Genomic DNA, 24,367 nt, shown 5'->3' on the forward strand with positions numbered 1-24,367 from the left:
ACACAGATTGCGAATTCAGGCGGTCGATATTTCAGAAAATGAAAGGACGTGCGATACGGAGATGCCGGATGTGTCGACAACAGGGGCGAGAAGTCGCGCCTGTGCGTCAAACATCGGCGACCGCGTGATCGAGGGTGCCTTCCTCTGCGCGTTTCAACATGCGATGGCGATTGATCAGCGCAACACCGACGATAAAGACAATCCACACGAGGGACGTGAACAAGCCCTGACGCGTGTCCTCAAACAGGATGAGGACGGCGACCATCGCCAGCATGAAGATGAAGACGATCCACGCGGATGCTGCGCCCCACGGAGCCTTGAAGACGGAGGCTTCGTGGCGCTCAGGGTAGCGACGCAGGTAAATCAGGTACGAGACGATGATGACGACCCACACGCCCATGAACAGGGTTGCCGACATGGATGTGACCAGCGTGAACGCCGCGGAGATCGACCCGCCGGACGCCATGACGATAATGCCGGACAGCAGGCAGACACACGACAGGAACAGGGCGTTCTTCGGGACGTGACGGCGAGACAGGCGGGCAAAGATCTTGGGGGCGTCTCCGCGCGACGCCAGGCCGAACAGCATACGCGACGTTGAGTAGATGCCGGAGTTCGCCGACGATGCAGCAGAGGTCAGAACGACAATGTTCACGATCGTTGCGGCCGCCGCTAGGCCGGTCATGGAGAACATGGTGACGAACGGTGAACGCTCGGGGTCAACCTGGTCCCACGGGGTCACCATCATGATCGCGGCGAGAGCCGCGACGTAGAACAGCATGATGCGCACGGGGATGGAGTTAATCGCCTTGGGCAGAGTCTTTTCCGGGTCGGCGGTTTCCGCGGTCGTCGTGCCGACCAGTTCGATGCCGACGAATGCGAAGAGAGCAATCTGGAAGCCACCCAAGAATCCGATGAAGCCCTTCGGGAAAACACCGCCGTGCGACCAGAGGTTTGATACCGCAGCGGTCGTGCCAGCTTCGGAGGTGGTGTGTATGGCGACCATGATGAAACCAACGACGACCAGCGCAAGAATCGCAACGATCTTGACCAGCGCGAACCAGAATTCTGTTTCACCAAACGCCTTCACGGTCATCGCGTTCAGGGAGAACAGCAGGACTGTCGTAATGACAATCGGGATCCACGCGGGCGTTTGTGGCCACCAGAATCTGACGTATCCGGTGATGGCAATCACGTCGGCGACGCCGGTGACGACCCAGCACATCCAGTACGTCCAGCCGGTGACGAACCCGGCCCAGGGACCGATAAGGTCGCGGGCGATGTCAGCGAACGTGTGATAGCGCGAGTCCGACAGAAGTAACTCACCCATCGCGCGCATGAACATGAACAGGATCGCGCCGATAATGATGTAGACCAGCAGGATCGAAGGGCCTGCTGTGGCGATCGTCTTGCCGGAGCCCATGAACAGGCCGGTGCCAATTGCGCCACCGATTGCGATGAGCTGGACGTGGCGGTTTTGCAGATTGCGTTGCAGGTGACCACTTTCGCCGGTGTCGGCTCCTGCGCTAGGCGCAGGTGTTCCGGTCGCGCTCATGCCGTGACTACTCATCAGACTCCTTCCGCGTCGACGATATCGCCGAACGTGTGTGTCGGCGGTGATGACGCCGACACTACGGGTAAGCCGAGCACTGCTGCTGTGCAAGGTCCGTCATTCGCTAACAGTGCCCCAATAACTGTTTACGATACTTCACCTTCGCGTTACCTTTTCATGCGCGACACATGGCAAACGAGTCACCTCGCATTCACTCAACCGTGCCCCACCGGCGCAGATGTGTCGATTTACACGATCTTGCACCTTCGCGTTTTCTCTTCCTCAATCACGAGGCCGCCCACACCACAAAGCACCAGGGCTTGCAGTGTGGGCGGTCTGAAGAAAGGTTCAGGCTTCGAGGTGAGCTTTGATCGCATCAAGCGCTTCAGCCCACATCCCCGCTTCGTCATCCCACATTTGGCGGGCCTCGTCTTCATCGTCGCTGACTGACGAGAGGCCGGACTCTTCGATGTGAACGTTCACCGAGTCGCCCTCTTCAGAGAGGGAGATTTCGACGCGAGTCGCGTATTCGTCGGGGAGCTCATCGGATGCGATCGGATACCAGCGGAAGGCGACGACATCCATCGGATCCTCGTCTGCTTTTTCAACCAGCCACTCGCCCGCTTCAGGGTCAGTCACGTGGTAGATGCCCTCATCATCAAGGGCGACCTCGTGGTCGTCGACCGGACCGTCATTAACCCACCAGCCGGGTTCGCTGACAACTGCCCACACGTTTTCAACAGAGGTGGCAATTCCACGGTCAACTTCGACGCGGTCGAAGTCCTCTTCCGGGGTGTTCTCATCATCATCGAAGAAATTCATACCTCAACGGTAACCGGAATCTTCCCACGTCACTAGATGAACGCGAATATGACTTTGGGGTGCGTCGCGGATCGCGACGCACCCCAAAGTGAATGAATGATCAGGAAATACGCGTGACGCGGTAGCGCCAGTTTTCCGGGCCCGCTTCGATGGTCTCGACACGGTAGTGGGACTCGGAGCCCTGCAGGTGAGCAAACAGCGGGTCAGGCTGATGCGGAGCGCAGATCTGGATGTTTTCGCCTACCGGCAGAGAATCCATTGCCGCGAACAAGGCGGCGCGACGAACGACCTTCGGGATCGAGTGAAGAACGAGTTCTTCAACGCCCGCACCATGGCCACAGTGTCCGTGACTGTGATGGCCGTGTCCATGACCTCCGCGACCATGTCCCTTACCACCGCAGCCACAACCGCCTTCCGGCTTTGCCTCTTCAGCCTTATGACCGTGTCCACCGCAGCCACAACCGGACGCGGTTTCTTCAACGGGGACCTCGTGGCCGCGACCCTTGCCACCGCATCCTCCACCGTTTCCGTGGCCGCCACAGCCACAGCCACCTTCGGACTTCACGTCTTCGGTGCCGGTTCGCGCGTCAACGAGCTTGAATGTCTGATGGTTCTGCGAGGGCGCTGCCTCGGGCAGGGCGTCGGCCATTTTTCCTCCAAAAGCTTGAGTCATTCACTCGAAATATACCCTATGGGGGTACCCGTTCACTACAGGACTTCCGCGCCATTTCAGCGCGAGCAGATCAGTCTTCGCGGAGCGCGAATTCTGCTTCGACCTCGACGGATACGTTCAACGGCAGGGCCGCAACACCGAATGCAGAACGCGCGTGTGCGGTGCCGAAGATTTCAGCGAATAGTTCAGACGCACCATTGATGACGCCGGCCTGGCCGTAGAAGTCAGGACGCGACGACACGAAGCCAACAACCTTGACGACACCTGCGAGGTTGTCGACACCACCCGCCAACGTCGCGGCTGCCGCGATCGCATTGAGCGCGCAGACGCGTGCGGCATCCTTGGCATCTTCGGGGTCAGTTGCATCCTCACCGACTGCACCGATGCAAACGGGTTCACCGTCAACAACAGGGAGCTGACCCGAGGTGCGGATAACACCGCGGTCGAGGACGGCTGGCACGTATGCGGCAACAGGAGTTGCGACGGGCGGAAGTTCCAGGCCAAGTTCGGCAAGTTTTTCAGATGGCAGGCTCATGACTGTCCTTTCAGTTTTCGCTGATCATATTCGTCGCAGGCGTCTGCCCGCTCCTTAGCGTCGAGCAACGCCGATTCCCTTCCAGGTTAGGTGTCTTTGCCATCGTCCGCGACCGCGCGAGGACGATCGTCACTGCGAGGACACCAATGTTCACTCCAAGGAATGTGGCGACAAGGTCGGCACACTGTGGAGGACATAGGGTTCACATAGGCATTAGGGCCAATTGACATGATGTGCACCACTCATCATTTTACGACACTTCGGTTGCACGTTTTTATGTCGCCCATCACTAACAATCTCACCTTTCGACACGTATAAACAGCGCTATTACGCGACTTTTTCAGGGCTCACACAAATTGTTGACAATCAACCTACGGTCGCAGACATGGTTGAAGTGAGAATCCACGGTCGAGGAGGACAGGGAGTCGTCACGGCATCCGACCTGTTAGCAATGGCTGCTTTTACAGACGGACACCACACGCAAGCTTTCCCGTCCTTCGGTTCAGAACGTACCGGCGCACCCGTTGTGTCCTTCTGCAGGATCACCGACAAGGAGATCCGTACGCGCGAGCCGGTGCTCGAGCCTGACGTCATCGTCGTTCAGGATCCGACGCTGTTGTCGGTGATGGACGTGTTCGCCGGCTTGAAGCCTGAAGGCTACGTGCTTTTAAACTCGACAAAATCATTTGAAGAGCTCGGTCTGATGGACCTCGTGAATTCTTTGCCCAAGGGGCATGCGATCACGATCCCCGCATTCGACATTGCCCGCGAACACGTGGGCAGGCCACTTCCGAACGCGGTCATGCTCGGCGGAGTCGCGGCACTGACCGGCTTGATTGCCCTGGATTCCGTCACCGACGCAATCCGCAAGCGATTCCCCGGCAAGGTTGGCGAAGCAAACGTTAACGCCGCGACCGCTGCATACGACCAGGTGAACGCTGAGCGCGCAAACACGAAGGAGGGCGCTGATGCGTGAACAAATCGAAGGATCGCAGGCGATCGCAAAGGCTGTCGCAGCTTGCTCGCCCGAAGTGATCGCTGCCTACCCGATCAGTCCACAAACGCACATCGTCGAGGCCCTCTCCGCGCTGGTGAAGAAGGGCAACCTGACGGGATGCGAGTACCTGAACGTTGAGTCCGAGTTCGGCGCAATGAGCGCCTGCATCGGTGCTTCCGCCGTTGGCGCACGCACCTACACGGCAACCGCATCGCAGGGCCTGCTGTTCATGGTCGAAGCGGTGTACAACGCTGCCGGCCTTGGCCTGCCAATCGTCATGACCGTCGCAAACCGCGCAATCGGCGCTCCGATCAACATTTGGAACGACCACACGGACGCGATGAGCCAACGCGATTCCGGTTGGCTACAGCTCTATGCCGAGACGAACCAAGAGGCTGCTGACCTGCACATTCAGGCGTTCCGTATCGCCGAAGAGCTCTCCATCCCGGTCATGGTCTGCATGGATGGCTTCATCCTGACCCACGCGATGGAGATCGTGGACGTTCCCGAAGCAGAGCAGGTCAAGAGGTTCCTGCCCGACTATGAACCGCGTCAGGTCCTCGATCCGGCACATCCGGTATCGATCGGTGCAATGGTCGGTCCCGAGGCCTACACCGAGGTGCGCTACCTCGCTCACCATCGCCAGATGCAGGCGCTGGAACTCATCCCGCAGGTCCAAAAGGAATTCGCCGAAATCTTCGGACGTGATTCGGGCGGTCTGGTTCGCCCCTACCGTTTGGATGAGGCCGAGACGATCATCGTGTCAATGGGCTCCGTGCTGGGCACCATCAAGGACGTCGTCGATGAACGCCGCGAGCGCGGCGAAAAGATCGGGGTTCTGGGCATCACGAGTTTCCGCCCATTCCCGATCGACGCGGTGCGCGAGGCCCTGAAGAACGCCAAGCGTTTCGTGAACATCGAGAAAGCCTTCTCCGTTGGTATCGGTGGCATAGTGTCGTCGCACTGCCGTTCAGCCGTGCGCGGGATGGGCATCGACAACTACGAGGTCATCGCTGGCCTGGGTGGTCGCCCGATCACGAAGGCATCACTCCACTCGATGCTGGACGACTTGGAAGCGGGCACGCTACCCGCGCAGACGTTCTTGGATCTGGATCACGAGCTGGTGGACGCCGAGCTCGCACGTGAAAACGCCACGCGTCGAAGCGGCCCAACCGCCGAGAACATCATGCGTGATTCGAAGGCCCGCACCGATGCGACTCTAGGGAATTGAGAGGGATAACTGATGACTGTTGAACTTGGCATTCCCGGTGTTGGCGCGACGCAGATCCCCGCTCGCGAACATGTGAAGTTTTATCAGGTTGGCTCCTACGCGGTGGGCAACCGACTTGCTGATGAGGACTACCGTTCGGTTCAGTCCGATCCGAATCGTCTCAATACGCTGACGTCTGGCCACCGCGCCTGTCAGGGGTGTGGCGAGGCACTGGGTGCTCGCTATGCACTTGATACGGCGGCGGCTGCAGCTCACGGTGACCTTGTCACGGTGAATGCAACCGGGTGCCTCGAGGTTTTCTCGACCCCCTACCCCGAGTCGGCCTGGACACTGCCGTGGCTGCACTCTCTGTTCGGTAATGCTCCTGCTGTTGCGGCAGGCGCTGCTGCTGGCTTGCGCGCCAAGGGCAAGCCGACTCGAGTCATCGCTCAGGGCGGTGACGGTGGCACGGTCGATATCGGCATGGGTTGTCTGTCGGGCATGTTCGAACGTAACGACGACGTCCTCTACATCTGCTACGACAACGAGGCGTACATGAACACGGGCGTTCAGCGTTCCGGCGCAACGCCTCCAACCGCCCGCACCGCGACGACTCAGCCGGTTGGCGAAAACCCCGGCAACCGTTTCGGTCAGGGCAAAGACATGGCTCGCATCGCCATGGCGCACGAGATTCCCTACGTTGCCACGGCCACGGTCGCTGACCTGCGCGACCTGGAATACAAGGTCAACAAGGCGATGAGCTACCACGGTGCCCGCTACATTCATGTCCTCGTCCCCTGCCCACTCGGCTGGGGCGCAGCCTCGAATATCACCGTGAAACTCGCACGACTGGCAACGCAAACGGGACTCTTCCCCGTCTTTGAAGCAGAGGGTGGCGAAATCACGTCGGTGACAAAGATTCGCCGTCCCGCTCCCGTCGAAGAGTACCTGCGCCCGCAACGTCGCTTTGCCCACCTGTTCAAGGGCGGGGGCGATCCTGAAACTCTTGCACGCCTGCAGGCGATTGCTGACCGAAATATCCGTCGCTACGGCTTGATCGACGCTGATCAGCTAGACGAAGACGTTCTCGACCGCGTCCTGCGCGCACCCGAAGATCCCGAGGGTCGCTTCGCAGACGACGAGACCGGCAAGTAAGGAAGAGGACCAGACAATGACGATTGAAACTCAGCCCTTCGCGATCACACTAAATGTAGGGTCGTCGCTGGCAAACGAAACCGGTTCATGGCGTACTGAACGCCCCATGTACGTTCACCTTCTTCCTCCGTGTAACGTCGCATGCCCCGCTGGCGAGAATATTCAGCAATGGCTCTACCACGCTGAAGAAGGCGACTACGAGAGCGCATGGCGCGAAATCATGGTCAACAACCCACTACCCGCAACGATGGGTCGCGTCTGCTACCACCCGTGCCAGACCGCATGTAACCGCGTGCAGGTTGACGAGGCCGTTGGTATTAACGCGATCGAGCGCTTCCTTGGCGACAAGGCAATTGCTGAAGGGTGGACGGTTCCGGTGACCGCTCCCGATTCGGGGAAGTCCGCGCTGATCGTTGGCGCCGGCCCCTCCGGTTTGTCAGCTGCCTACCATCTGCGCATGGCTGGCCACCGCGTACATATCAAGGAAGCGGGCCCGATGGCCGGTGGCATGATGCGTTTCGGTATCCCGTCCTACCGGTTGCCTCGTCATATCCTCGAAGCGGAAATCAAGCGCATTGAAGACATGGGCGTCACCTTCGAATTCAACGCGAAGGTGGAGAACATCGACGACGAGGTCGGCAACTGGGACGCGATCTTCTTGGCTGTCGGCGCTCACATCGGTAAGCGCGCCTACATTCCCGCCGGTGAATCGGCGAAGATCATGGACGCCGTTTCGGTTCTTGAAGACGTCGAAACCGGCGAGAAGCCGATGCTCGGCCGTCGAGTCGTGGTCTACGGTGGTGGCAACACGGCTGTCGACGTTGCCCGCACGGCGAAGCGCCTGGGTGCCAGCGAGGCAATCATCGTTTACCGCCGTACCCGCGACCGCATGCCTGCTCACGACTTGGAAGTTGCCGAGGCCGAGGAAGAGGGCATCATGATGCGCTGGCTCTCGACCGTGAAACATGTTGACGGCGAGAAGCTGACGATCGAAAAGATGGAGCTGGATGAAAGTGGCTTCCCGCAGCCGACCGGCGAGTTCGAGGAACTCGGCGCTGATTCGCTGATCATGGCTCTGGGCCAGGAGGCGGATCTATCGCTGATTGAAAATGCGGCCGACATCGAAATCAAGGATGGTGTCGTCACCGTTAACGATCAGATGATGACCGGTATCCAGGGTGTTTTCGCTGGTGGCGACATGGTTCCTTCCGAGCGCACGGTCACGGTCGCGATCGGCCACGGCAAGAAGGCATCGCGCTACATTGACGCCTATCTACGAGGCGCCACATACACGCCGACCAAAAAGCCCGGCGATGCATCGTTGAGCCGCATGACCACTTGGTACTACTCGGACGCGCCACACCAGGTGCGCGAAAAGCTTGAAGGGCCTCGTCGCGCCTCCACGTTCGACGAGGTTGTTCAGGGTCTGGATGAAGAATCAGCCGTCTTCGAGGCACGTCGTTGCATGTCGTGTGGCAACTGCTTCGGATGCGACAACTGCTTCGGCGTCTGCCCGGACAATGCGATCACGAAAATCAAGCCCGGCACGTACGAGTTCAAGTACGACTACTGCAAGGGTTACGGTGTGTGTGCTGAAGAATGCCCATGTGGCGCGATCTCAATGGTGCCTGAGCAGGTATAACACTGCGATCCATACCGTTTGGTCACCGCTTGTCGCCGGCTAACAACCATTGTTTTCCACTCCCCTTCCAATAGTTGCCATTTCTTTCCAAGAGGAGAACTCAAGGGGAAAATGCCTGACACAAGACTGGGGGGCGCGCCTATGACGCGCCCCCCAGTGCATGGAGAACAACCACTCATGAAAGGAGCCTTCAATGACGCCACCCGTTTCCCGTGGGCGATCTGCCTCTTGAAAAGAGCGATTGAGAAGATCCCCCCAATCACCCTAGAAACGGATGAAACCATTTTCGAGATCGGCGATGACCACCGATATAAAAATTCTGAACCCAACCATGTAGAAACCAAATTGCAATCACCCCCTAGCCATGAAACCGGGTGAAAACAACGCGTGGCTACCCCATACTTTCCCGGAAGTATGCGCAGATCAGGTGATTTAGCGTGTTCATTCGTGCAAGATAGAGGTATGACTTCAAGCGCTCATCGCAGAAAGAACGCTCATCTTTCCGAAGCTGAACTCCGCACGCTGGTTAACAACACGCCAGCATCCGGTAAACCGCGCAAAATCGCGCTACTGGCGACAATCGCCACTTTTGGATCCCTACTCTTCGGCTACGACACCGGCGTCATCGCCGGCGCCTTGCCCTACATGTACATGCCCACCGACGCGGGCGGCCTTGCAATCAACGAGTTCGAAGAAGGTCTGGTCGGCGCATTCCTCGCAATCGGTGCGGCCTTCGGCGCAATCATCGGCGGTCGTCTCTCTGACCGCTACGGACGCCGACACAACATTCTGGTCCTCGCCACCATCTTCGTGATCGGCACACTCGGTTGTACTCTGTCACCGAACGTTTGGATCCTGTATTTCTTCCGCTTCATCCTTGGCTGGGCGGTCGGCGGGGCCTCGGCAACCGTCCCGATTTACCTATCCGAATCTGCGCCCACGCGCGTACGAGGTCAGCTGGTCGCGCTTGACCAGTTCATGATCGTCTTTGGTCAACTGCTCGCCTACTCGATGAACGCAATGCTCTCGCGCGCCCACGGAGGCCCACAGGTGCAGGTCTGGTCGGATGCAACAGGCACGCTCAATGCCGGCTCTTGGTACTCGTGGGATCAGGCATCTCACGTTGCGAACCTCGCCGTTTCGGACGGCAACGGTTCAGCCTGGCGCTGGATGCTTGTCCTGGCTACGATCCCGGCGATCGCCCTCTGGATCGGTATGCGCATGATGCCCGAATCTGGACGCTGGTACGCCGCGAACCTCCACTACGTCGAAGCCATCGGCTCACTGAAACGCATCCGTAACCCCGAACACGATGACGTCGCCGGCGAGGTCCGCGAGATGATCGACCTCCACGAGCGGCAGGAGAACGAGGGCAAGTGGTCCCTGCGTCGCACCTTCAAGGTGAAGTGGACGCGTCGCTTGGTGTTCATCGGTATTGGGCTGGCGTGTTTCGACCAGCTGACCGGCATCAACACGGCGATGTACTACCTGCCGAAGATCCTCCACGCCGCCGGCTTCTCGACGACGGACTCGATCTCCCTCAACGTCATCACCGGTGCGGTCGCCACCGTCGGCGCGGCCTTCGGCCTCTGGCTCGTCGGGCGGCTCCAGCGCCGCCACGTCGGCATCTACCAGGAATCGGGCGTCACCTTCTTCCTCTTCAGCCTCGCCCTCGTCTTCGCGTTCGGGATCGCGCCCTACACGCTCGCCGACGGCACGATCTCGGCGGACATCCCGGCGTTCCTCCCGTGGCTCGTCGTCGTCCTCGTGTCCCTCTTCGTCTTCGCGAAGCAGTCGGGCACGGTCAACTGGGTTCTCGTATCCGAGATCTTCCCCGCCCGCATCCGTGGCGTCGCCCAAGGCTTCGCGGTCGGGTGCGGCTGGCTGATGAACGCGGTCGTCTCCTACGTGTTCCCGGTGATGATCGCCCATTTGGGAGCTGCGAAAACCTACGCCGTCTTCGGTGCCATCAACGTGCTTTCCCTGCTCTTCTACATTTACATCGTGCCCGAAACGAAGGGTGTTTCACTGGAAGAGTTCGAGCAAGAATTCGCGCTCGAACACGGGCACTGAGCCCCCCCACCAGCACTTTCAGCCCCAACACTCGGACCAGATCCGAGATAAAAGATGGCAGAAGATCCCGGCCTCGTACCTATTCACGAGGCCGGAATCTCTACTTAGTCGTACTCCTTACGAAGCCCGAATTACTCAGCGTTCAGCGCACTCACAACAGCGGCGCGCAGGTTCTTTTGACCGTTCTTCAGTGCTTCTTCGAGCGACTCAGCCGGATCGCCGACCTTCACGATCTTGGAAACGCCGTGCTCAAGCAGGATTTCAGCACCTTCTTTAATTCGGCCGGCGAAGACCATGACGGGGACACCGGCGGCGCGCGCGATAGCTGTGACGCCAGCGGGGGTCTTGCCGTTGATCGTCTGAGAGTCGACCGAGCCTTCGCCTGTGAACACCCAGTCGGCTCCCTGCACTGCATCGGCTAATCCGACCGCGTCGGCGACAAGGTCAATTCCGGGCGTCAACTCCGCATGGAGGAAGGCACGTAGCGCAAAACCAAGGCCACCCGCGGCGCCCGAGCCCGGCAGAAGCGCGTCGTCTCCGTGACCACTGGCGGTGGCGAAATGCAGATGGAGGGAGTCGAAGAATTCGACCTGTTCGGGCTGGACTCCCTTTTGCGGGCCAAAGACTGCGGTGGCGCCTTCAGGCCCGTTCAGCGGGTTGGTCACGTCGCAAGCGACCTTGACGCTTAGTCCGTCCAGCAACGCGTCCAAGGCAGACGTGTCAACGCTCGCTACTTGGTCGAGGTTTTCTAGCTTCGGGGCAAGCTCTGCACCATCCGCATCGAGAAGACGTGCTCCGAGCTCAACAAGCATTCCAATGCCAGCGTCATTTGTGGCAGACCCACCGATTCCGATCAACAGTTCGCGTGCGCCACGCGACAGGGCGTCGCGAATAATCATGCCGAGGCCAGCAGTATTGGATTTGGCGACATTGCGTTCGTGGGGAGCGACCAGTTCAATTCCCGCACACGACGCAACATCAAGGACGGCTCGCCCGTCCGCGAGCGCGTATTCGGATTGAATCGGCCTGCCCAAGGCATCCATGTTGACGACCGTGATTCGGCGAGCTCCCCACGCAGTTGCAACGGCTTCAATGAAGCCTTCACCGCCGTCGGACATGGGGACGCGGACGCAGTCGGCATCGGGGTACACGTCATGGATTCCCTTTTCCATTGCCGTTACTGCTTCCAATGCAGTCATGTTCTCTTTGAAAGAGTCGGGTGCGAGGATGAATTTCACGGCGTTTCCTTGGGTGAGCAGGTGCCAGCACTGGGGTAGTACGGACAAACAGCATCATTACTGTTAACAACTAACAATAACGTGTATTGCCTGTTTTGAGAGCGGAATTGACTAGGCTGAGAACAGGAACTGCCCTAAAGAAAATTGACGAAGGAGTCCAGATGAGCGTTTCGATCGGCACCGGTAAAGTTCGCGCAACTATCCAAATTCAGGGCGCGATGACGACCGCACTTTTTGAGGCAGGAACGGATAAAGAGTTCACTCCCTCATACATTGCCACGTGGGAAGGTTTCCCCGAGGCCCCGATTTTGGACAAGCTTCGTGGCGACTTCCTTTGCGTCCCCTTCGGCGCCGCACCCGAAACTGCTGAAGAACTGCCCGAGGGATGGCGTAATGGTCACAACGGTGCCAGCCCCTGGATCCACGGCCCCTCCGCAAACCTGCGTTGGAACGTCGAGGCGCTGGAATCCGATTCTGCCGTACTCAGCCTGGACTACGCCGACGACGACCCGGTGAAGCGCGTGGAGCGTCGCGTGACCTGCATTGAAGGTGCTGTTGAATTCGAAGACTCAATCATCATGCGCGCCGATGCTCGCCTGCCACTTGGTCTGCATCCCATCTTCCATCTTCCTGAGAACCCGGGAGATGCTCACATCGAGCTCGGCGAAGCCGATGGATTCTGGGCTTTCCCAGCCGACTCAGGAACCACGGTTCTTGAACTTGGTGCGCGTTTCAGTGACCTTGCCAAGGCACCTCGAGCCGACGGTGGCACGATCGATCTGACTCACCTTCCCCTAACCGAAGAGGTTGACGAAATCGTTCTAACCGCGGGCCCCAAGGACGGGCGGGTCACCCTGATCAACGATGCTGAAGGATACAAGGCCACCCTTGAATGGGATCGCACCCTGTTGAATAACGTCATGTTCTGGATCTCCAACCACGGTCGTAAAGGTGCTCCGTGGGGAGGAAACAACCTCTGCCTAGGCGTCGAACCGATTACCTCGGCATTCGACTTCGGTGAAGGCGTTTCAGCAGCGACCAACCCTCTGACGGAAGCCGGATATGCCACCGCGATCGATTTAAAGGCAGGTCAGACCTACACGATTACTCACCGCATCAGTGCCGAGCGCATCTGAGGCCTAGTAATACGTTTGAGAAACAGCGCAAAGGCTGACAGACGCATGTGACCCCGAAGGAATTCCTTCGGGGTCACATTATTCAAGCCAGGTGTTTAAACCACCCTCTGCGATTAAGGCGTATCAAGCACGCGCTTGTTCAACCTCAGTTCTTCTTCGAGGAGATCAGGTCAACAGCGACTGCGAGAATCACAACGAGACCCTTGATGGACTGCTGCCATGCGGAGTCGACTGCCAGAATCGACAGGCCCATGTTCAGAACGCCCATGATGAGTGCACCGATGATGGCACCGGAGATCTTACCGATACCACCGGAGACCGCAGTACCACCGATGAAGGCTGCTGCGATAGCGTCGAGTTCGTAGTTGTTACCTGCGGTTGCGACTGCAGCACCTGCGCGGGAGGTCGTGATGATGCCGGCGAGTGCGGCAAGGAAGCCCATGTTCACGAAGACCAGGAAGTCAGTGCGCTTGGTGTTGATACCGGACAGCTGGGCTGCGCGGAGGTTGCCACCAACGGCGTAGATGTGACGACCGAACTTCGTCTTCGCCATGACGAACGAGTAGATGACCACCAGGACGCCGATGATGATGAGAACGATCGGGGTCCCACCGGAGGACAGGGAGAGCAGGTAGGTCACGAAGGCGATTGCCAGGGCTATCAGGACCTGACCGGTGACGAACAATCCGAACGGGATGACCGCTGCACCTGCCTTGACATCCTTTGCGCGACGGCGGAAAGAGGAGAAGAGCGCGACTGCGATCGTTGCGATACCGATAACCAGAGTGACGACGTCAAGCATGCCCGCGTAGCCGAGGAACGGGGGCAGGGATCCGGCTGCGATGGCCACGAAGCCCGACGGCAGACCGGAAACGGTTGCTTCTACGAGGACGATCGCGAGGCCACGGAAGATGAGCATGCCACCCAGGGTGACGATGAACGCGGGGATGCCAACGTAGGCAACCCAGAAGCCCTGCCAGCAGCCGATCAAAATACCGAGAAGCAGGCCGATGACCACTGCAAGTGGCCACGCAACGTGCATCTGGTACATGAGCAGTGCGACCACGCCACCGACGAAGGCGACGACCGAGCCGACAGCGAGGTCGATGTGGCGGGCGATGATGACCATGGTCATGCCGATGGTCAGGACCATCACGTACGCGTTCTGCTGAATCAGCGAGGCGATATTGTTCGGGGCCAAAAGGCGGCCACCGGTAAGAATGTTGAACAGGATGACAATGACGACGAGCGCACCGAGAATCCCGTACTGCTGGAGGCTGCCCTGCAGCCGTTTGGTCGACTCTTTCATCGTGCTTCCTTCACTCGTTCCTTGGTCATGAGCTTCATGAGAGATTCCTGTGTTGCTTCGGCCGCGGGAACGACACCCGTGATCATGCCTTGGCTCATTGTGTAGATGCGATCGCAGATGCCCAGAAGCTCGGGCAACTCCGACGAGATGACGAGGACAGCGTGACCCTCATCGGCTAGTTGCTGAATGATTTGGTAGATCTCATACTTGGCGCCGACGTCGATGCCTCGTGTCGGCTCGTCAAGGATGAGGATCTCGGGATCGGTGTTGATCCACTTGGCTAGGACAACCTTCTGCTGGTTGCCACCGGACAGGGACGACGCGAGTGCGTCGATCGACGAGGTCTTGATGCGAAGCTTCTGTCGGAAGTCTTCGACCAGCGCATCCTCGTCATGGGACTGAATGACGTGCCCCTTGATGATCTTGTCGATGGCTGCAATGGTGACGTTCTTGCGAATGTCTTGGATCAGGTTCAGCCCCATCGTCTTGCGGTCTTCGGGGACATATGCCAGGCGGTGGCTGATCGCCTTGGTCACGGTGGAGGTGTCGATGACCTCGCCGTTCTTGCGAACTTCACCGCTGATCGAGGTGCCGTACTGGTGACCGAAGATGCTCATGGCAAGCTCGGTACGTCCCGCACCCATCAGACCGGCCAGGCCGGTGATCTCTCCACGGCGCAGTTCGAAGCTCGCGTCGTCGACTACCTTTCGGTCAGTGTCGATCGGGTGGTGAACGGTCCAGTTGGAAACTTCGAGGATTGTGTCGCCGATGGTCGGCGTGTGCTCCGGGAAGCGGTTGGACAGTTCGCGACCGACCATCTTGGCGATGATTTCGTCTTCGGTTACGCCTTCGGGGCGGTGCATGTCGATGTAGCCGACGGTCTTGCCGTCACGGATGATCGACGTGGAGTCGGCGATCTCACGGATTTCTCCCAGCTTGTGGGAGATGATGATCATGGTGATGCCCTCTTCGCGGAGCTGACGCATCAGCTCAAGCAGGTGCTCAGAGTCATCGTCGTTGAGTGCTGCGGTCGGCTCGTCCAGGATCAGGAGCTTGACGTCCTTGGACAATGCCTTTGCGATTTCAACGAGCTGTTGCTGGCCAACGCCCAGGTCGACGACGCGCGCGTCAGGGTTGACGTCCAAACCGACCTTGTCGAGCAGTTCCTTCGCCAGAATCTTGGTTTCGTGCCAATCAACGAATCCGGCGCGCCCCCGTTCGTTGCCAAGGAAAATGTTTTCCGCAACGGACAGGAACGGGGACAGCGCCAGTTCCTGGTGAATGATGACGATGCCGACGTCCTCTGATTCACGGATGGACTTGAAGCGACATTCGTTACCAACGTATTCGATGCTGCCTTCGTAGGAACCGTAGGGGTAGACACCCGACAGGACCTTCATGAGGGTCGACTTGCCGGCACCGTTCTCACCGCAGATTGCGTGGACTTCCCCTCGGCGGACCTCCATCGTCACGTCATCGAGGGCTCTGACTCCAGAGAATTCCTTGACGATATGTGACATTCGCAGGACCAGTTCATCGGTCTGCATCATTCACCTCAGTTTCTAGGAGAGTTACTTACGTCCGAGGATCAGAGACCGAGGTCTGCTGCCGTGTAGAAGCCCGAGTCAACGAGCTTCTCTTGGACGTTGTCCTTCGTGATGACGATCGGATCAAGCAGGAACGAAGGAACAACCTTCATGCCGTTGTCGTAGGACTCGGTGTCGTTGACCTCGACCTCCATGCCCTTGACGATCTGGTCGACCATCTTGGCGACGCGATCACCGAGAGCGCGGGTGTCCTTCCAGACGGTCATGGATTGCTTGCCAGCGATGATGTTCTGGACGTTTGCCTGGTCGGCGTCCTGACCGGTCAGGACCGGCCATGCATCGGCGGTGTAGCCGTCCGAGTCGAGTGCCTGGGAGATGCCGAGTGCGACGGAGTCGTTCGGGGAGAGGATGGCTTCAACCTTCTTGTCGGAATAGAAGGAATTGAGGCGGGTTTCCATTTCTGACTGTGCGGTGGTGGACATCCATGCCTGGATGCCGATGGACTGCCAATCGTCAACGGATGACGGTGCCTTGCCGGACGGAACGGTCAGCATGCCAGATTCAACGTAGGTCGAGAGGACGTCCCATGCGCCGGAGAAAAAGAACTTGGCGTTGTTGTCATCGGGGGAGCCGGAGAAGGGTTCGAAGTTGAACGGGCCCTTGCCGTCCTTGAGGCCGAGGGATTCTTCGATGTACTGGCCCTGCAGCTGGCCGACCTTGTAGTTGTCGAAGGTCGCGTAGTAGTCGACTGCTTCGGTGTCGCGGATCAGGCGGTCGTATGCGATGACCGGGATGCCTGCGGACTTGGCCTGTTCTAGAACGGGAGCCAGTGCGGAGCCGTCAATGGAGGCGACAACGAGGACCTTGGGGCCTGCGTTGATCATGTTCTGGATCTGGGTGATCTGCTGTTCGACCTTGTTGTCTGCGTACTGCAGGGAGACGTCGTAGCCTTCGTCCTTCAGCAGTTCTTCGAGGTGCGAACCGTCACGGTTCCAGCGCTCGAGGGACTTACTCGGCATTGAAACACCGATGAGGCCACCTTCACCGCCAGCTGCTGCGCCGGATTCGGACGAGCCACCGCGTTCTGCGGAGCAAGCGGCCATGCCAAAGGCCATGGATGACGCTGCAAGTGCAACGAGCGTCTTCTTTGCAATTCCTCGCATTGTTTGGCTCCTTCGCCATTGTGCGGTGTCGCTTCAGCGCAACCCGCGGGTCTGTGATTCAAAATGGGATGTTCGCGAATCTGGGGAGTATGCGTTGCTCCCCTTCACGCAGGGGGTACGAGGCCACCTGCGCATTCGGTCTTCAATTCTGGAGAACCGTGGAGGCTGGGTTGGTTTCTTCCTATAGCCACCGCTAGCCGGCTAGTAGGGAGGTAAACCCCAATTCCCTTTTGTTCCCAAACAAAACATAAACGGTGGCACACGTCTCGTCAAGACAAAAACAAACTGTCGCCCGTTTTCACACGGTTTTCGGGGAACATCTACCCCTATCTTGGACTTTTACGGACCCTGAAAAACTAGCTCTGAACTGCGATTTTTCCTGATTTAAGCGCCGAAGTCACTATTTTCGATTGTTATGCAACAATTTCATAACAACACCTGCGTTTCACACTCCACAACTCAGTCGACAAGGCCCAAGAAGTCTTTCACCCACAACACCTGACGATGCCACTGATACAGGCCACCACCCTCATGCTCGTTGAATGCGTGGGCATCAATCTGGGCACTCGGTCGCTGTCCGCCAGCCTCAACCACCTTTTCACCCCACCAGTTTTTCGCTGCATACACCGTCGACGGCGGGCAACAGATATCCATGAGCCCGGTCGAGAACAACGCGGGAATCGTCGCGCGCTTCCCCAGCGACACAATGTCAAAGTAGGCGAGGGTCTCAAACACCATCTCGTCACGGCCACGGAACACGGACAGGTAGCGGACAACTTCCTGATAGGGCGTATGTTCGCTTAATCCGACCGCACGGCGGAAGTCGGCCATCCACGCAACGTCGGGCATCGTAGCCAAAACGCGCGGGTTCAGAACGCCGGCCACAACGGACAGTGTGCCACCCTGGCTTTGCCCGGTGACAATGATCCGCTTCTCGTCGCAGTGCGGAAGGTGCACAGTAGCCTCAACCGCGTGGTGCGCGTCGATATAGATCCGACGGAAGTAGTAGTCGTGAGGGTCTTCGATTCCACGTGTCATGAGTCCGAACTGACCAACGCCCAGGGGATGCGGATCGACGGTGTCCGCCCCTGTCCCCCAGTTTCCGCCTTGGCCACGGTTGTCCATGACTAGGTGCGCAAAGCCCGCGCCCGCCCAGCCGAGGTGCTCGTACGGGAGGCCTCGTCCACCGCCATATCCGCGGAACTCGACAATGGTGGGCAATTCTTCGCCGGGCTGAGCCGTTGCAGGAATTGTCAGCCACGCCTTGATCGGATCGCCCGCGTACCCGCCGAAGGTCACGTCGAAGACTCGGTGAGTCTTCACCACCAGATCGGTGACCTCTTCGATCTGAACGGACCTCGGGTCGAAAGGATTCTCTTCAAGAGTCGTCGCCCAAAATTCATCGAAGTCTGCGGGCTCGAAACTATCGGGGCGATAAATTTCCAGTTGATCCCGATCAAGGTCGAAGAAGGTCGACATGCGTACTCCTGCGTGTGCAATCCTCCGTAGCATGCCATCTTTGGCAAACGCCGGCAATGGGAGGAAACGATTCCTCACACTTGTTTAGCAGATGGGACGAGCCTCCCGCCTTCTACACGCAGCGACTGGGCACAGTTCACCATCGCACCACATCCCAGCTCTTCCCAATTGACGAGGCCGGCCACACTTCAAAGCCCCCAGCCTACTGAAAGGCCAGGGGCAAAGAAGTACCAGCTGATATCAGGCGCGGGAAGCCAGAACCTTCGCAGCCTGCTTCGCTGCACCGAGAGCAACGTATTCGCCGGGCTCGGGCAGTTCCACAACGGCATCTAGCATGTCTGCTGCCAGAGCCTGGACGGCCGTCGACTTCACGCCACCACCGACAATGAGCACCTTGTTCAACGGGACGCCAAGCGCGCGCATGGCATCGAGCGCGTAGCGCATGAGGTTGAGCAGACCTTCGACCGTGGCGCGAGCAACGTGCGCACGGTCGGAGTTAGCCAACGTCATGCCGCGGAGCTCCGCCGTCGCATCGGGCAGGTTCGGGGTGCGTTCGCCTTCGAAGTAGGGGATCAGCTCGAGGCCTCCGGCATCCGGGACAGACAGGGCGTATTCGTCAAACTCTTTATAGTTCAGACCGGTCACCTTCATCATCGCGTCGATAATGCGCGATGCATTGAGGGTGCACGCGAGCGGTAGCCAGTTGCCCGATGCATCGGAGAATCCCGTCACCAGACCGGACGGATCAGCAACGGATGTTGCCGACACTGCTGCGACCACACCAGAGGTTCCGAGAGACAGCAGGGCACTGCCCGGCTCCAGGTCGACGCCCAGCGCAGAAGCAGCGTTATCGCCAGCGCCAGGGCCAAGGACAATGTCTCCCCAGCCGCGCTCAGGGTCACCGTGACCGACCACGTCCCACGGACCAGCAATGGTCGGAAGAATGATAGAGGCGGCCGTGGCCTCGTCGATACGAAGCGCAGAGGCGAGAATATCGCGACGGTACGTCGGGGTCTCGCGTGCCATGTAGCCGGTGCCCGACGCGTCGGAGCGGTCGGTTGCCAGCTGGTCCAACGCGGGCTTGCCCATGATGCGCCATGTCAGATAATCGTGCGGAAGGCAGATTGCGGCGATCTTGGCGACATTCTCGGGCTCGTTATCGGCGAGCCAACGCAACTTGGTGACGGTCAACGATGCGACGGGAACGGAACCCGTGGCCTCGGCCCACCAGCTCGCGCCCTCAGAGCTAGCATCGTCGCGGTCATCGGTGCCACGTTCGCGAATAAGGTCGCGCGCAGCACCAGCCGAACGCGTGTCGTTCCACAGCAGGGCGGGACGGATGACATTGCCGTCCTTATCCAGGCAGACCATGCCGTGCTGCTGACCGCCGACGGACAGGGCAGCCACATCGTCCAAACCGCCGGCACGTTCAAGGGCCTCCTCGAAGGCATCCCACCATTTTTCGGGATCAACTTCGGTGCCATCCGGGTGCGAGGCCTTGCCCTGGCGGACGATGGTGGACGTAGCAGGGTCGTAGATGACGACCTTGCAAGACTGGGTCGACGTATCAACACCGGCAACGTAGGGGCGAAGAGTGCTCATATATGCTCCAAAAGTAAGGGCTTTTCGAAGTGGCACCGATGCCACTTTTCCAAGCGAAGGAAGCGAAAGTACCCAAACGGGCGGTCACCAAAAGCTGGCGACCGCCCGTAAGGATAGTGTCGATCAGGCGCGGCCCAAAGTATCGACGATGTAGTTGTTAATCGTAGCCTTCACAGACTCGAGATGGTCCGACTTCGTGGCTGCAACAAGGTCAGCCTGCGGAATGTCAAGTGAGTGTGCTTCCAGCGAGGCGAGGGAGGCTGTGCCATCTTCGACCGTCGCACCGATGCCCGAATCGAAGGACGAGTAGCGCTCGGAGACGAGGTCTTCGATAAGTCCTTCTTCGTGCATGCGGGCTGCGACCAACAGGCCGGCTGCGTAGGAGTCCATGCCAACAACGTGGGCGCGGAACAGGTCCTCAGCGGTGAACGAGGTACGGCGCGGCTTGGCGTCAAAGTTCAGGCCACCGTGCGGGCCGATCTGGCCTTCTGCGAGGACCTCCCACATGACTGCGGTGGTCTCGTAGAGGTCTGACGGGAATTCGTCGATGTCCCAACCGATGAGCTTGTCGCCCTGGTTGGCATCGAGAGAACCGAGCATGCCAGCTTCGCGTGCCACGCGGATTTCGTGCTGGTAGGTGTGACCAGCAAGGTTGGCGTGGTTGCCTTCGAGGTTCAGCTTGAAGTGATCCTGCAGGCCGTAGGTCTGGAGGAAGGCGATGGTGGTTGCTGCGTCGAAATCGTACTGGTGGCTCGTCGGCTCCTTCGGCTTCGGCTCGAGCATGAACTGAGCGTCGAGACCGATTTCCTTGGCGTAGTCAACGCACATCTGGAACATTGCTGCGATGTGGTCCTGCTCGCGCTTGAGGTCAGTGTTCCACAGGTTCTCGTACCCTTCGCGACCGCCCCAGAACACGTAGTTCTCTGCGCCCAGGCGCTTGGCGATTTCCAGGGAATGCTTCAGCTGTGCGCCGGCGTAGGAGTAGATCTCGGCGAACGGCGAGGTTGCTGCGCCGGAAACGAAGCGGCGGTTGGTGAACAGCGAAGAGGTGTTCCACAGGAGCTTGACGCCGGTTTCCTTCTGCTTTGCTTCGATCGCGTCGACAACCTTGTCGAGGTTTGCGTTGGTTTCGCGCAGGGTGTCGCCTTCGGGAGCGATGTCGCGGTCATGGAAGCAGAAGTAGTCAACGCCCAGCGCCTTGTAGAAGTCAAAGGCGTAGTCGACCTTGGCGAGTGCCAGATCGAGTGGCTTGGAGTACTTGCCATCGAAGGGGCGCTGCGCTGTGCCCTCACCGAAGGGATCGACGAGTTCGGCCTGGAAGGAGTGCCAGTAGGCAACACCGAAGCGCAGCCATTCGCGCATGGTCTTGCCGGCGACCACTCGCTCGGCGTCATAGTAGCGGAAACCAAGACCCTGACGGAGCGACGATGTTCCGACGAAGGGGATCTTGTCGATGTTCCAGAGATTCTCAGACATGGTTGCCTCTCAGAGATTCAGAGATCGATACGATCGCTTTTGTTACATAACAAAACATACTGTGTGAAATGTACTAGAGTCAAGAGCATGGCAGCAGCAATTCGTCGACACACGTCGGTTTCCCAGCGAGCACCCCAGCGCCCATCGGAGCGCGCAATGGCGGGCGTGAAGGCTGAAAGCCTGCGTGCAATGAACCTCTCCCTCGCCCTGCGACACATCCTTGCCGCACCCGGAGAGATCTCCCGATCAGGCATTTCTCAAGCAACAGGCATTACGCGAGCTACCATCTCGCGCCTCGTCGATGAACTCATCAACGCGGGCCTCGTTCTCGAACTTGAACCATCCATCGGCGGACGAGGCCGCCCAGCCAATCGACTCACACCAGCCCCAGGAAGGGCGGTCGCGCTGGGTCTCGAAGTCAATATTTCCGCCCTTGACGCTGTCATCATCGATCTCGGAGGCAACGAAATTGCACGAAATCGTGTCAAAGGCGACTTTGCGAACTCCGATCACGTCGAAGTGATGACCTCACTGGCCGACATGGCACACGCTCTCGTCGAAGAACATCTTCCCGATGGAGCAATTTTCCTCGGCAGTGGATTGGCTCTTCCAGGCCTCGTATCCCCCGACCGACTGGCACTCGCACCCAACTTGGGATGGCGCGACATCCCCCTAGAGAAGCTGCTCGCTCCCCTATCGGACCTCTACCCCGCGATCGTTGCCAACGAAGCCGACCTGGCCGCCTTCGCTGTCGCACACCCGCTTCCCGGCGTTCCCTCGGGGCCCGCGTCATTCGTCTACATATCGGGCGAAGTTGGCATCGGCGCCGGCATCATTGTCGACCATCGTCCGTTCAGCGGAGCACACGGGTGGTCCGGCGAAATCGGCCACATCTGCGCAGACCCTTCCGGCCCCCTCTGCTCGTGCGGGACTACCGGTTGCCTCGAGGCATACCTCGGTCTGCGCGCCCTCGCTGAGCGCTCCGGACTTGATCGCCACGCAACCGTTGAAGACATTCGCAAGGCGGCAGAAAACGGTTCGAAGCAAGCACGTGAAGCCCTCGAAGAAGGCGGAGCAGCCCTTGGTCGAGCGCTTTCAGCCGTCATCAACTCTGCGGACATCCCCCTGGTTCTGCTCGGCGGCATTGTCGCTGAACTGAGCGAATGGCTTGTGCCCGCAGCTGAAAAGGAAATCGAAACCCGCGTTCTTCAATACGCCTGGTCTCAGCCGAAACTCGAAGTAATCCGAGATTCCCAAGGTCTTGACTCGCGCGGAGCGGCATATCGAATTCTGCAGCGCTTGGTCGATGACCCCATGGCATGGACAGCATGACAAACTCCGCGGAACGTCACGGTTTTCATTCAGGGTGCCGACACAATTTCACCCAATGTGCGGGTTAATCTGTATCCATGATCGGAGATGAGAAACCCCGCCCACGCCTTGTTGACGTCGCTCAAGCGGCAGGCGTTTCAGTTTCCACAGCTTCACGTGCTCTAGGACGAGGTTCCGAGCTCATCGGTGCGCAAACGCGCGACCACGTTCGAGAGGTCGCACGCAAACTTGGCTACAGAGTGAACCCCGTCGCCAGATCTCTTCGCCTAGCCAAAACGAAGCAGATCGGCATGCTCGTCCCTTCGATCTCCAACCCGTTCTACACGGACCTCATTGTTCAAGTCGAGCACCACTTATCCCAGCGCGGGCTCTCATTGCTCATTTCCGATGCGGAAATGTCTGTCACTACGGAAGACTTGAAGCTTCGCTCATTCGAAGGGGGTTCGGTAGACGGTCTGATCATCGTGCCCTGTCACGAATCTTTCTCAACGCCCTCCCTAGAGCGCGCGGCAGCCTTGGTGCCAACCGTCCAGCTCGACAGAGCCGTCTCTTTGCCTCACATCCCATTCGTTGGCGTTGACGACGCGCACGGCGTTCGCGAGGTTCTAGGACACCTGAAGGAACGCGGAGCACGTCGCATCGCGATGCTGTCGAATACGGGCTCTGATCTATCATCCGTTAAACGCGTGACCGAAGCGCGCCGGGCTGCTCCCGAGTTCGGGATGGAACTTGCGGACAGCGATGTCCTTGAATGCAACCATTCCGTCGAATCGGCACGTAGCGCAGTTTCAACCCTGATCAACGGGGGAAATCACTGGGACGCGATCGTGTGTCTGAACGATCTTCTTGCCATCGGCGCAATTACAGAGCTCCGTCATCGTGGCTTCGGTATTCCCGAGGACATCATGGTCACCGGCTTTGACGATATTCAGTTCGCCGAACTGATGCGCCCATCAGTGACCACGCTACGCCAACCTCTTCCGGAAATTGCACGCCAGGGTGTAGAGCTTCTCCTTGACGAGTCGGACTCTGAGTTGCCCAAGCGTATCTTGGTTAAAGGTGAGCTGGTCATCCGACAGTCGACGATCCCAGAATTTTAAACGGTCCGCAGCTGTACACAATCCCGAGGCTGAACAGGCCCAAGGGTTAAAAAGCCCAGAGTTTTTAGACCACCACTGTCTGAGCACGGTCGTCCGCGACCTTATCGGCATACTCGTACCGGCCTCGCGGCACCGTAGCACTTGAGGCTTATAGGACAAATTGTGTTGATGGGTTAGTTCGGGGTGGGGTTTCATGGGGTGCAGGCATCGTGCCTGCCCCCACTGCTGAGCCTGGTTAATATCGAAAAGGGCATTAGCCCCTAATCCTGGTATGAACCTTCGTTTTGGTGATCAGGTGTTCAACCTGTTAACCCGTATCGCCTATC

The 24,367-nt window shown here is 58.8% G+C and carries 20 protein-coding genes; 9 read left to right on the forward strand and 11 right to left on the reverse strand.

What is annotated here, in order from left to right; translation table 11 throughout:
- Positions 1-106: 106 nt before the first annotated feature.
- From QP381_RS02055 to QP381_RS02070, 4 genes are all read right to left on the reverse strand, one after another.
- The gene (locus tag QP381_RS02055; RefSeq protein WP_101628071.1) at positions 107-1,555 is read right to left on the reverse strand and encodes an amino acid permease; all 1,449 of its coding nucleotides are present in this window, start codon (positions 1,553-1,555) and stop codon (positions 107-109) included.
- Positions 1,556-1,900: 345 nt separating this feature from the next.
- On the reverse strand, positions 1,901-2,374 hold the full coding sequence (locus QP381_RS02060; RefSeq protein WP_101628072.1) for a toxin: 474 nt from the start codon (positions 2,372-2,374) through the stop codon (positions 1,901-1,903).
- Between the two features lie 100 nt (positions 2,375-2,474).
- Positions 2,475-3,023, reverse strand: a complete 549-nt coding sequence (locus QP381_RS02065; RefSeq protein WP_285067674.1) for a DUF2249 domain-containing protein — start codon at positions 3,021-3,023, stop codon at positions 2,475-2,477.
- Between the two features lie 94 nt (positions 3,024-3,117).
- Positions 3,118-3,582 carry a RidA family protein gene (locus QP381_RS02070; RefSeq protein ID WP_103632898.1) on the reverse strand — a complete coding sequence of 155 codons (465 nt, stop codon included), beginning with the start codon at positions 3,580-3,582 and terminating at the stop codon, positions 3,118-3,120.
- 385 nt (positions 3,583-3,967) lie between these two features.
- Between QP381_RS02070 and QP381_RS02075 the strand changes: the two genes are divergently transcribed.
- The 6 genes from QP381_RS02075 to QP381_RS02100 all read left to right on the forward strand — a co-directional run bounded on the left by QP381_RS02075 (position 3,968) and on the right by QP381_RS02100 (position 10,659).
- Positions 3,968-4,558: a 2-oxoacid:acceptor oxidoreductase family protein gene (locus tag QP381_RS02075; protein WP_179370064.1), complete on the forward strand. Its 591-nt coding sequence runs from the start codon at positions 3,968-3,970 to the stop codon at positions 4,556-4,558.
- Positions 4,551-5,810 (forward strand): pyruvate ferredoxin oxidoreductase, encoded by a 1,260-nt coding sequence (gene porA / locus QP381_RS02080; protein ID WP_285067677.1) that lies wholly within the window; start codon positions 4,551-4,553, stop codon positions 5,808-5,810. The genes QP381_RS02075 and porA overlap by 8 nt, the downstream gene beginning before the upstream one ends.
- 12 nt (positions 5,811-5,822) lie before the next feature.
- The gene (locus QP381_RS02085; RefSeq protein WP_285067678.1) at positions 5,823-6,944 is read left to right on the forward strand and encodes a thiamine pyrophosphate-dependent enzyme; all 1,122 of its coding nucleotides are present in this window, start codon (positions 5,823-5,825) and stop codon (positions 6,942-6,944) included.
- A 16-nt stretch (positions 6,945-6,960) separates the two neighbouring features.
- Positions 6,961-8,586, forward strand: coding sequence for an NAD(P)-binding protein (locus QP381_RS02090; protein ID WP_285067681.1), 1,626 nt, complete (start codon positions 6,961-6,963; stop codon positions 8,584-8,586).
- Between the two features lie 177 nt (positions 8,587-8,763).
- Entirely contained in the window at positions 8,764-8,964 is a 201-nt protein-coding gene (locus QP381_RS02095; protein WP_179370067.1) for a hypothetical protein, read from the forward strand.
- Positions 8,965-9,048: 84 nt separating this feature from the next.
- Positions 9,049-10,659 (forward strand): MFS transporter, encoded by a 1,611-nt coding sequence (locus tag QP381_RS02100; RefSeq protein ID WP_179370068.1) that lies wholly within the window; start codon positions 9,049-9,051, stop codon positions 10,657-10,659.
- A gap of 131 nt (positions 10,660-10,790) precedes the next feature.
- On the opposite strand, the gene QP381_RS02105 is transcribed toward QP381_RS02100, so the two are convergent.
- Positions 10,791-11,897: a glycerate kinase gene (locus QP381_RS02105; RefSeq protein WP_285067682.1), complete on the reverse strand. Its 1,107-nt coding sequence runs from the start codon at positions 11,895-11,897 to the stop codon at positions 10,791-10,793.
- A gap of 161 nt (positions 11,898-12,058) precedes the next feature.
- On the opposite strand from QP381_RS02105, the gene QP381_RS02110 reads away from it, so the two are divergent.
- Positions 12,059-13,033, forward strand: coding sequence for a hypothetical protein (locus tag QP381_RS02110; RefSeq protein WP_006680556.1), 975 nt, complete (start codon positions 12,059-12,061; stop codon positions 13,031-13,033).
- A gap of 145 nt (positions 13,034-13,178) precedes the next feature.
- Here the strand turns inward: QP381_RS02110 and mmsB are convergent, their stop codons facing one another.
- The 6 genes from mmsB to xylA form a co-directional block, all read right to left on the reverse strand.
- Positions 13,179-14,342 (reverse strand): multiple monosaccharide ABC transporter permease, encoded by a 1,164-nt coding sequence (gene mmsB, locus QP381_RS02115; protein ID WP_103632890.1) that lies wholly within the window; start codon positions 14,340-14,342, stop codon positions 13,179-13,181.
- The gene (gene mmsA, locus QP381_RS02120) at positions 14,339-15,889 is read right to left on the reverse strand and encodes a multiple monosaccharide ABC transporter ATP-binding protein (protein ID WP_285067747.1); all 1,551 of its coding nucleotides are present in this window, start codon (positions 15,887-15,889) and stop codon (positions 14,339-14,341) included. Before mmsA ends, mmsB begins: the two co-directional genes overlap by 4 nt.
- Before the next feature lie 41 nt (positions 15,890-15,930).
- Positions 15,931-17,052, reverse strand: coding sequence for a multiple monosaccharide ABC transporter substrate-binding protein (chvE, locus tag QP381_RS02125; RefSeq protein WP_285067685.1), 1,122 nt, complete (start codon positions 17,050-17,052; stop codon positions 15,931-15,933).
- Positions 17,053-17,511: 459 nt separating this feature from the next.
- The gene (locus QP381_RS02130) at positions 17,512-18,531 is read right to left on the reverse strand and encodes an acetylxylan esterase (protein ID WP_285067686.1); all 1,020 of its coding nucleotides are present in this window, start codon (positions 18,529-18,531) and stop codon (positions 17,512-17,514) included.
- Positions 18,532-18,771: 240 nt separating this feature from the next.
- Positions 18,772-20,133, reverse strand: a complete 1,362-nt coding sequence (locus tag QP381_RS02135; RefSeq protein ID WP_285067687.1) for a xylulokinase — start codon at positions 20,131-20,133, stop codon at positions 18,772-18,774.
- A 123-nt stretch (positions 20,134-20,256) separates the two neighbouring features.
- The gene (gene xylA, locus QP381_RS02140; RefSeq protein ID WP_006680573.1) at positions 20,257-21,609 is read right to left on the reverse strand and encodes a xylose isomerase; all 1,353 of its coding nucleotides are present in this window, start codon (positions 21,607-21,609) and stop codon (positions 20,257-20,259) included.
- A gap of 87 nt (positions 21,610-21,696) precedes the next feature.
- Here xylA and QP381_RS02145 point away from each other — a divergent pair, with 87 nt between their 5' ends.
- Both QP381_RS02145 and QP381_RS02150 read left to right on the forward strand, forming a co-directional pair.
- A complete protein-coding gene (locus tag QP381_RS02145; RefSeq protein WP_285067688.1) occupies positions 21,697-22,941 on the forward strand; it encodes an ROK family transcriptional regulator in 1,245 nt (414 codons plus the stop codon).
- Between the two features lie 77 nt (positions 22,942-23,018).
- On the forward strand, positions 23,019-24,041 hold the full coding sequence (locus QP381_RS02150; protein WP_285067689.1) for a LacI family DNA-binding transcriptional regulator: 1,023 nt from the start codon (positions 23,019-23,021) through the stop codon (positions 24,039-24,041).
- Positions 24,042-24,367: the final 326 nt, after the last annotated feature.

It is taken from the genome of Pauljensenia sp. UMB6358 (assembly GCF_030216865.1).
In the GTDB taxonomy this organism is placed as follows: Bacteria; Actinomycetota; Actinomycetes; order Actinomycetales; family Actinomycetaceae; genus Pauljensenia; species Pauljensenia turicensis_A.

Coding starts and splice junctions, on each gene's coding strand:
- QP381_RS02055 (WP_101628071.1), bottom strand. CDS start 1,555: ATGAGCGCGACCGGAACACCTGCGCCTAGCGCAGGAGCCGACACCGGC.
- QP381_RS02060 (WP_101628072.1), bottom strand. CDS start 2,374: ATGAATTTCTTCGATGATGATGAGAACACCCCGGAAGAGGACTTCGAC.
- QP381_RS02065 (WP_285067674.1), bottom strand. CDS start 3,023: ATGGCCGACGCCCTGCCCGAGGCAGCGCCCTCGCAGAACCATCAGACA.
- QP381_RS02070 (WP_103632898.1), bottom strand. CDS start 3,582: ATGAGCCTGCCATCTGAAAAACTTGCCGAACTTGGCCTGGAACTTCCG.
- QP381_RS02075 (WP_179370064.1), top strand. CDS start 3,968: ATGGTTGAAGTGAGAATCCACGGTCGAGGAGGACAGGGAGTCGTCACG.
- porA (WP_285067677.1), top strand. CDS start 4,551: ATGCGTGAACAAATCGAAGGATCGCAGGCGATCGCAAAGGCTGTCGCA.
- QP381_RS02085 (WP_285067678.1), top strand. CDS start 5,823: ATGACTGTTGAACTTGGCATTCCCGGTGTTGGCGCGACGCAGATCCCC.
- QP381_RS02090 (WP_285067681.1), top strand. CDS start 6,961: ATGACGATTGAAACTCAGCCCTTCGCGATCACACTAAATGTAGGGTCG.
- QP381_RS02095 (WP_179370067.1), top strand. CDS start 8,764: ATGAAAGGAGCCTTCAATGACGCCACCCGTTTCCCGTGGGCGATCTGC.
- QP381_RS02100 (WP_179370068.1), top strand. CDS start 9,049: ATGACTTCAAGCGCTCATCGCAGAAAGAACGCTCATCTTTCCGAAGCT.
- QP381_RS02110 (WP_006680556.1), top strand. CDS start 12,059: ATGAGCGTTTCGATCGGCACCGGTAAAGTTCGCGCAACTATCCAAATT.
- mmsB (WP_103632890.1), bottom strand. CDS start 14,342: ATGAAAGAGTCGACCAAACGGCTGCAGGGCAGCCTCCAGCAGTACGGG.
- mmsA (WP_285067747.1), bottom strand. CDS start 15,889: ATGCAGACCGATGAACTGGTCCTGCGAATGTCACATATCGTCAAGGAA.
- chvE (WP_285067685.1), bottom strand. CDS start 17,052: ATGCGAGGAATTGCAAAGAAGACGCTCGTTGCACTTGCAGCGTCATCC.
- QP381_RS02130 (WP_285067686.1), bottom strand. CDS start 18,531: ATGTCGACCTTCTTCGACCTTGATCGGGATCAACTGGAAATTTATCGC.
- QP381_RS02135 (WP_285067687.1), bottom strand. CDS start 20,133: ATGAGCACTCTTCGCCCCTACGTTGCCGGTGTTGATACGTCGACCCAG.
- xylA (WP_006680573.1), bottom strand. CDS start 21,609: ATGTCTGAGAATCTCTGGAACATCGACAAGATCCCCTTCGTCGGAACA.
- QP381_RS02145 (WP_285067688.1), top strand. CDS start 21,697: ATGGCAGCAGCAATTCGTCGACACACGTCGGTTTCCCAGCGAGCACCC.
- QP381_RS02150 (WP_285067689.1), top strand. CDS start 23,019: ATGATCGGAGATGAGAAACCCCGCCCACGCCTTGTTGACGTCGCTCAA.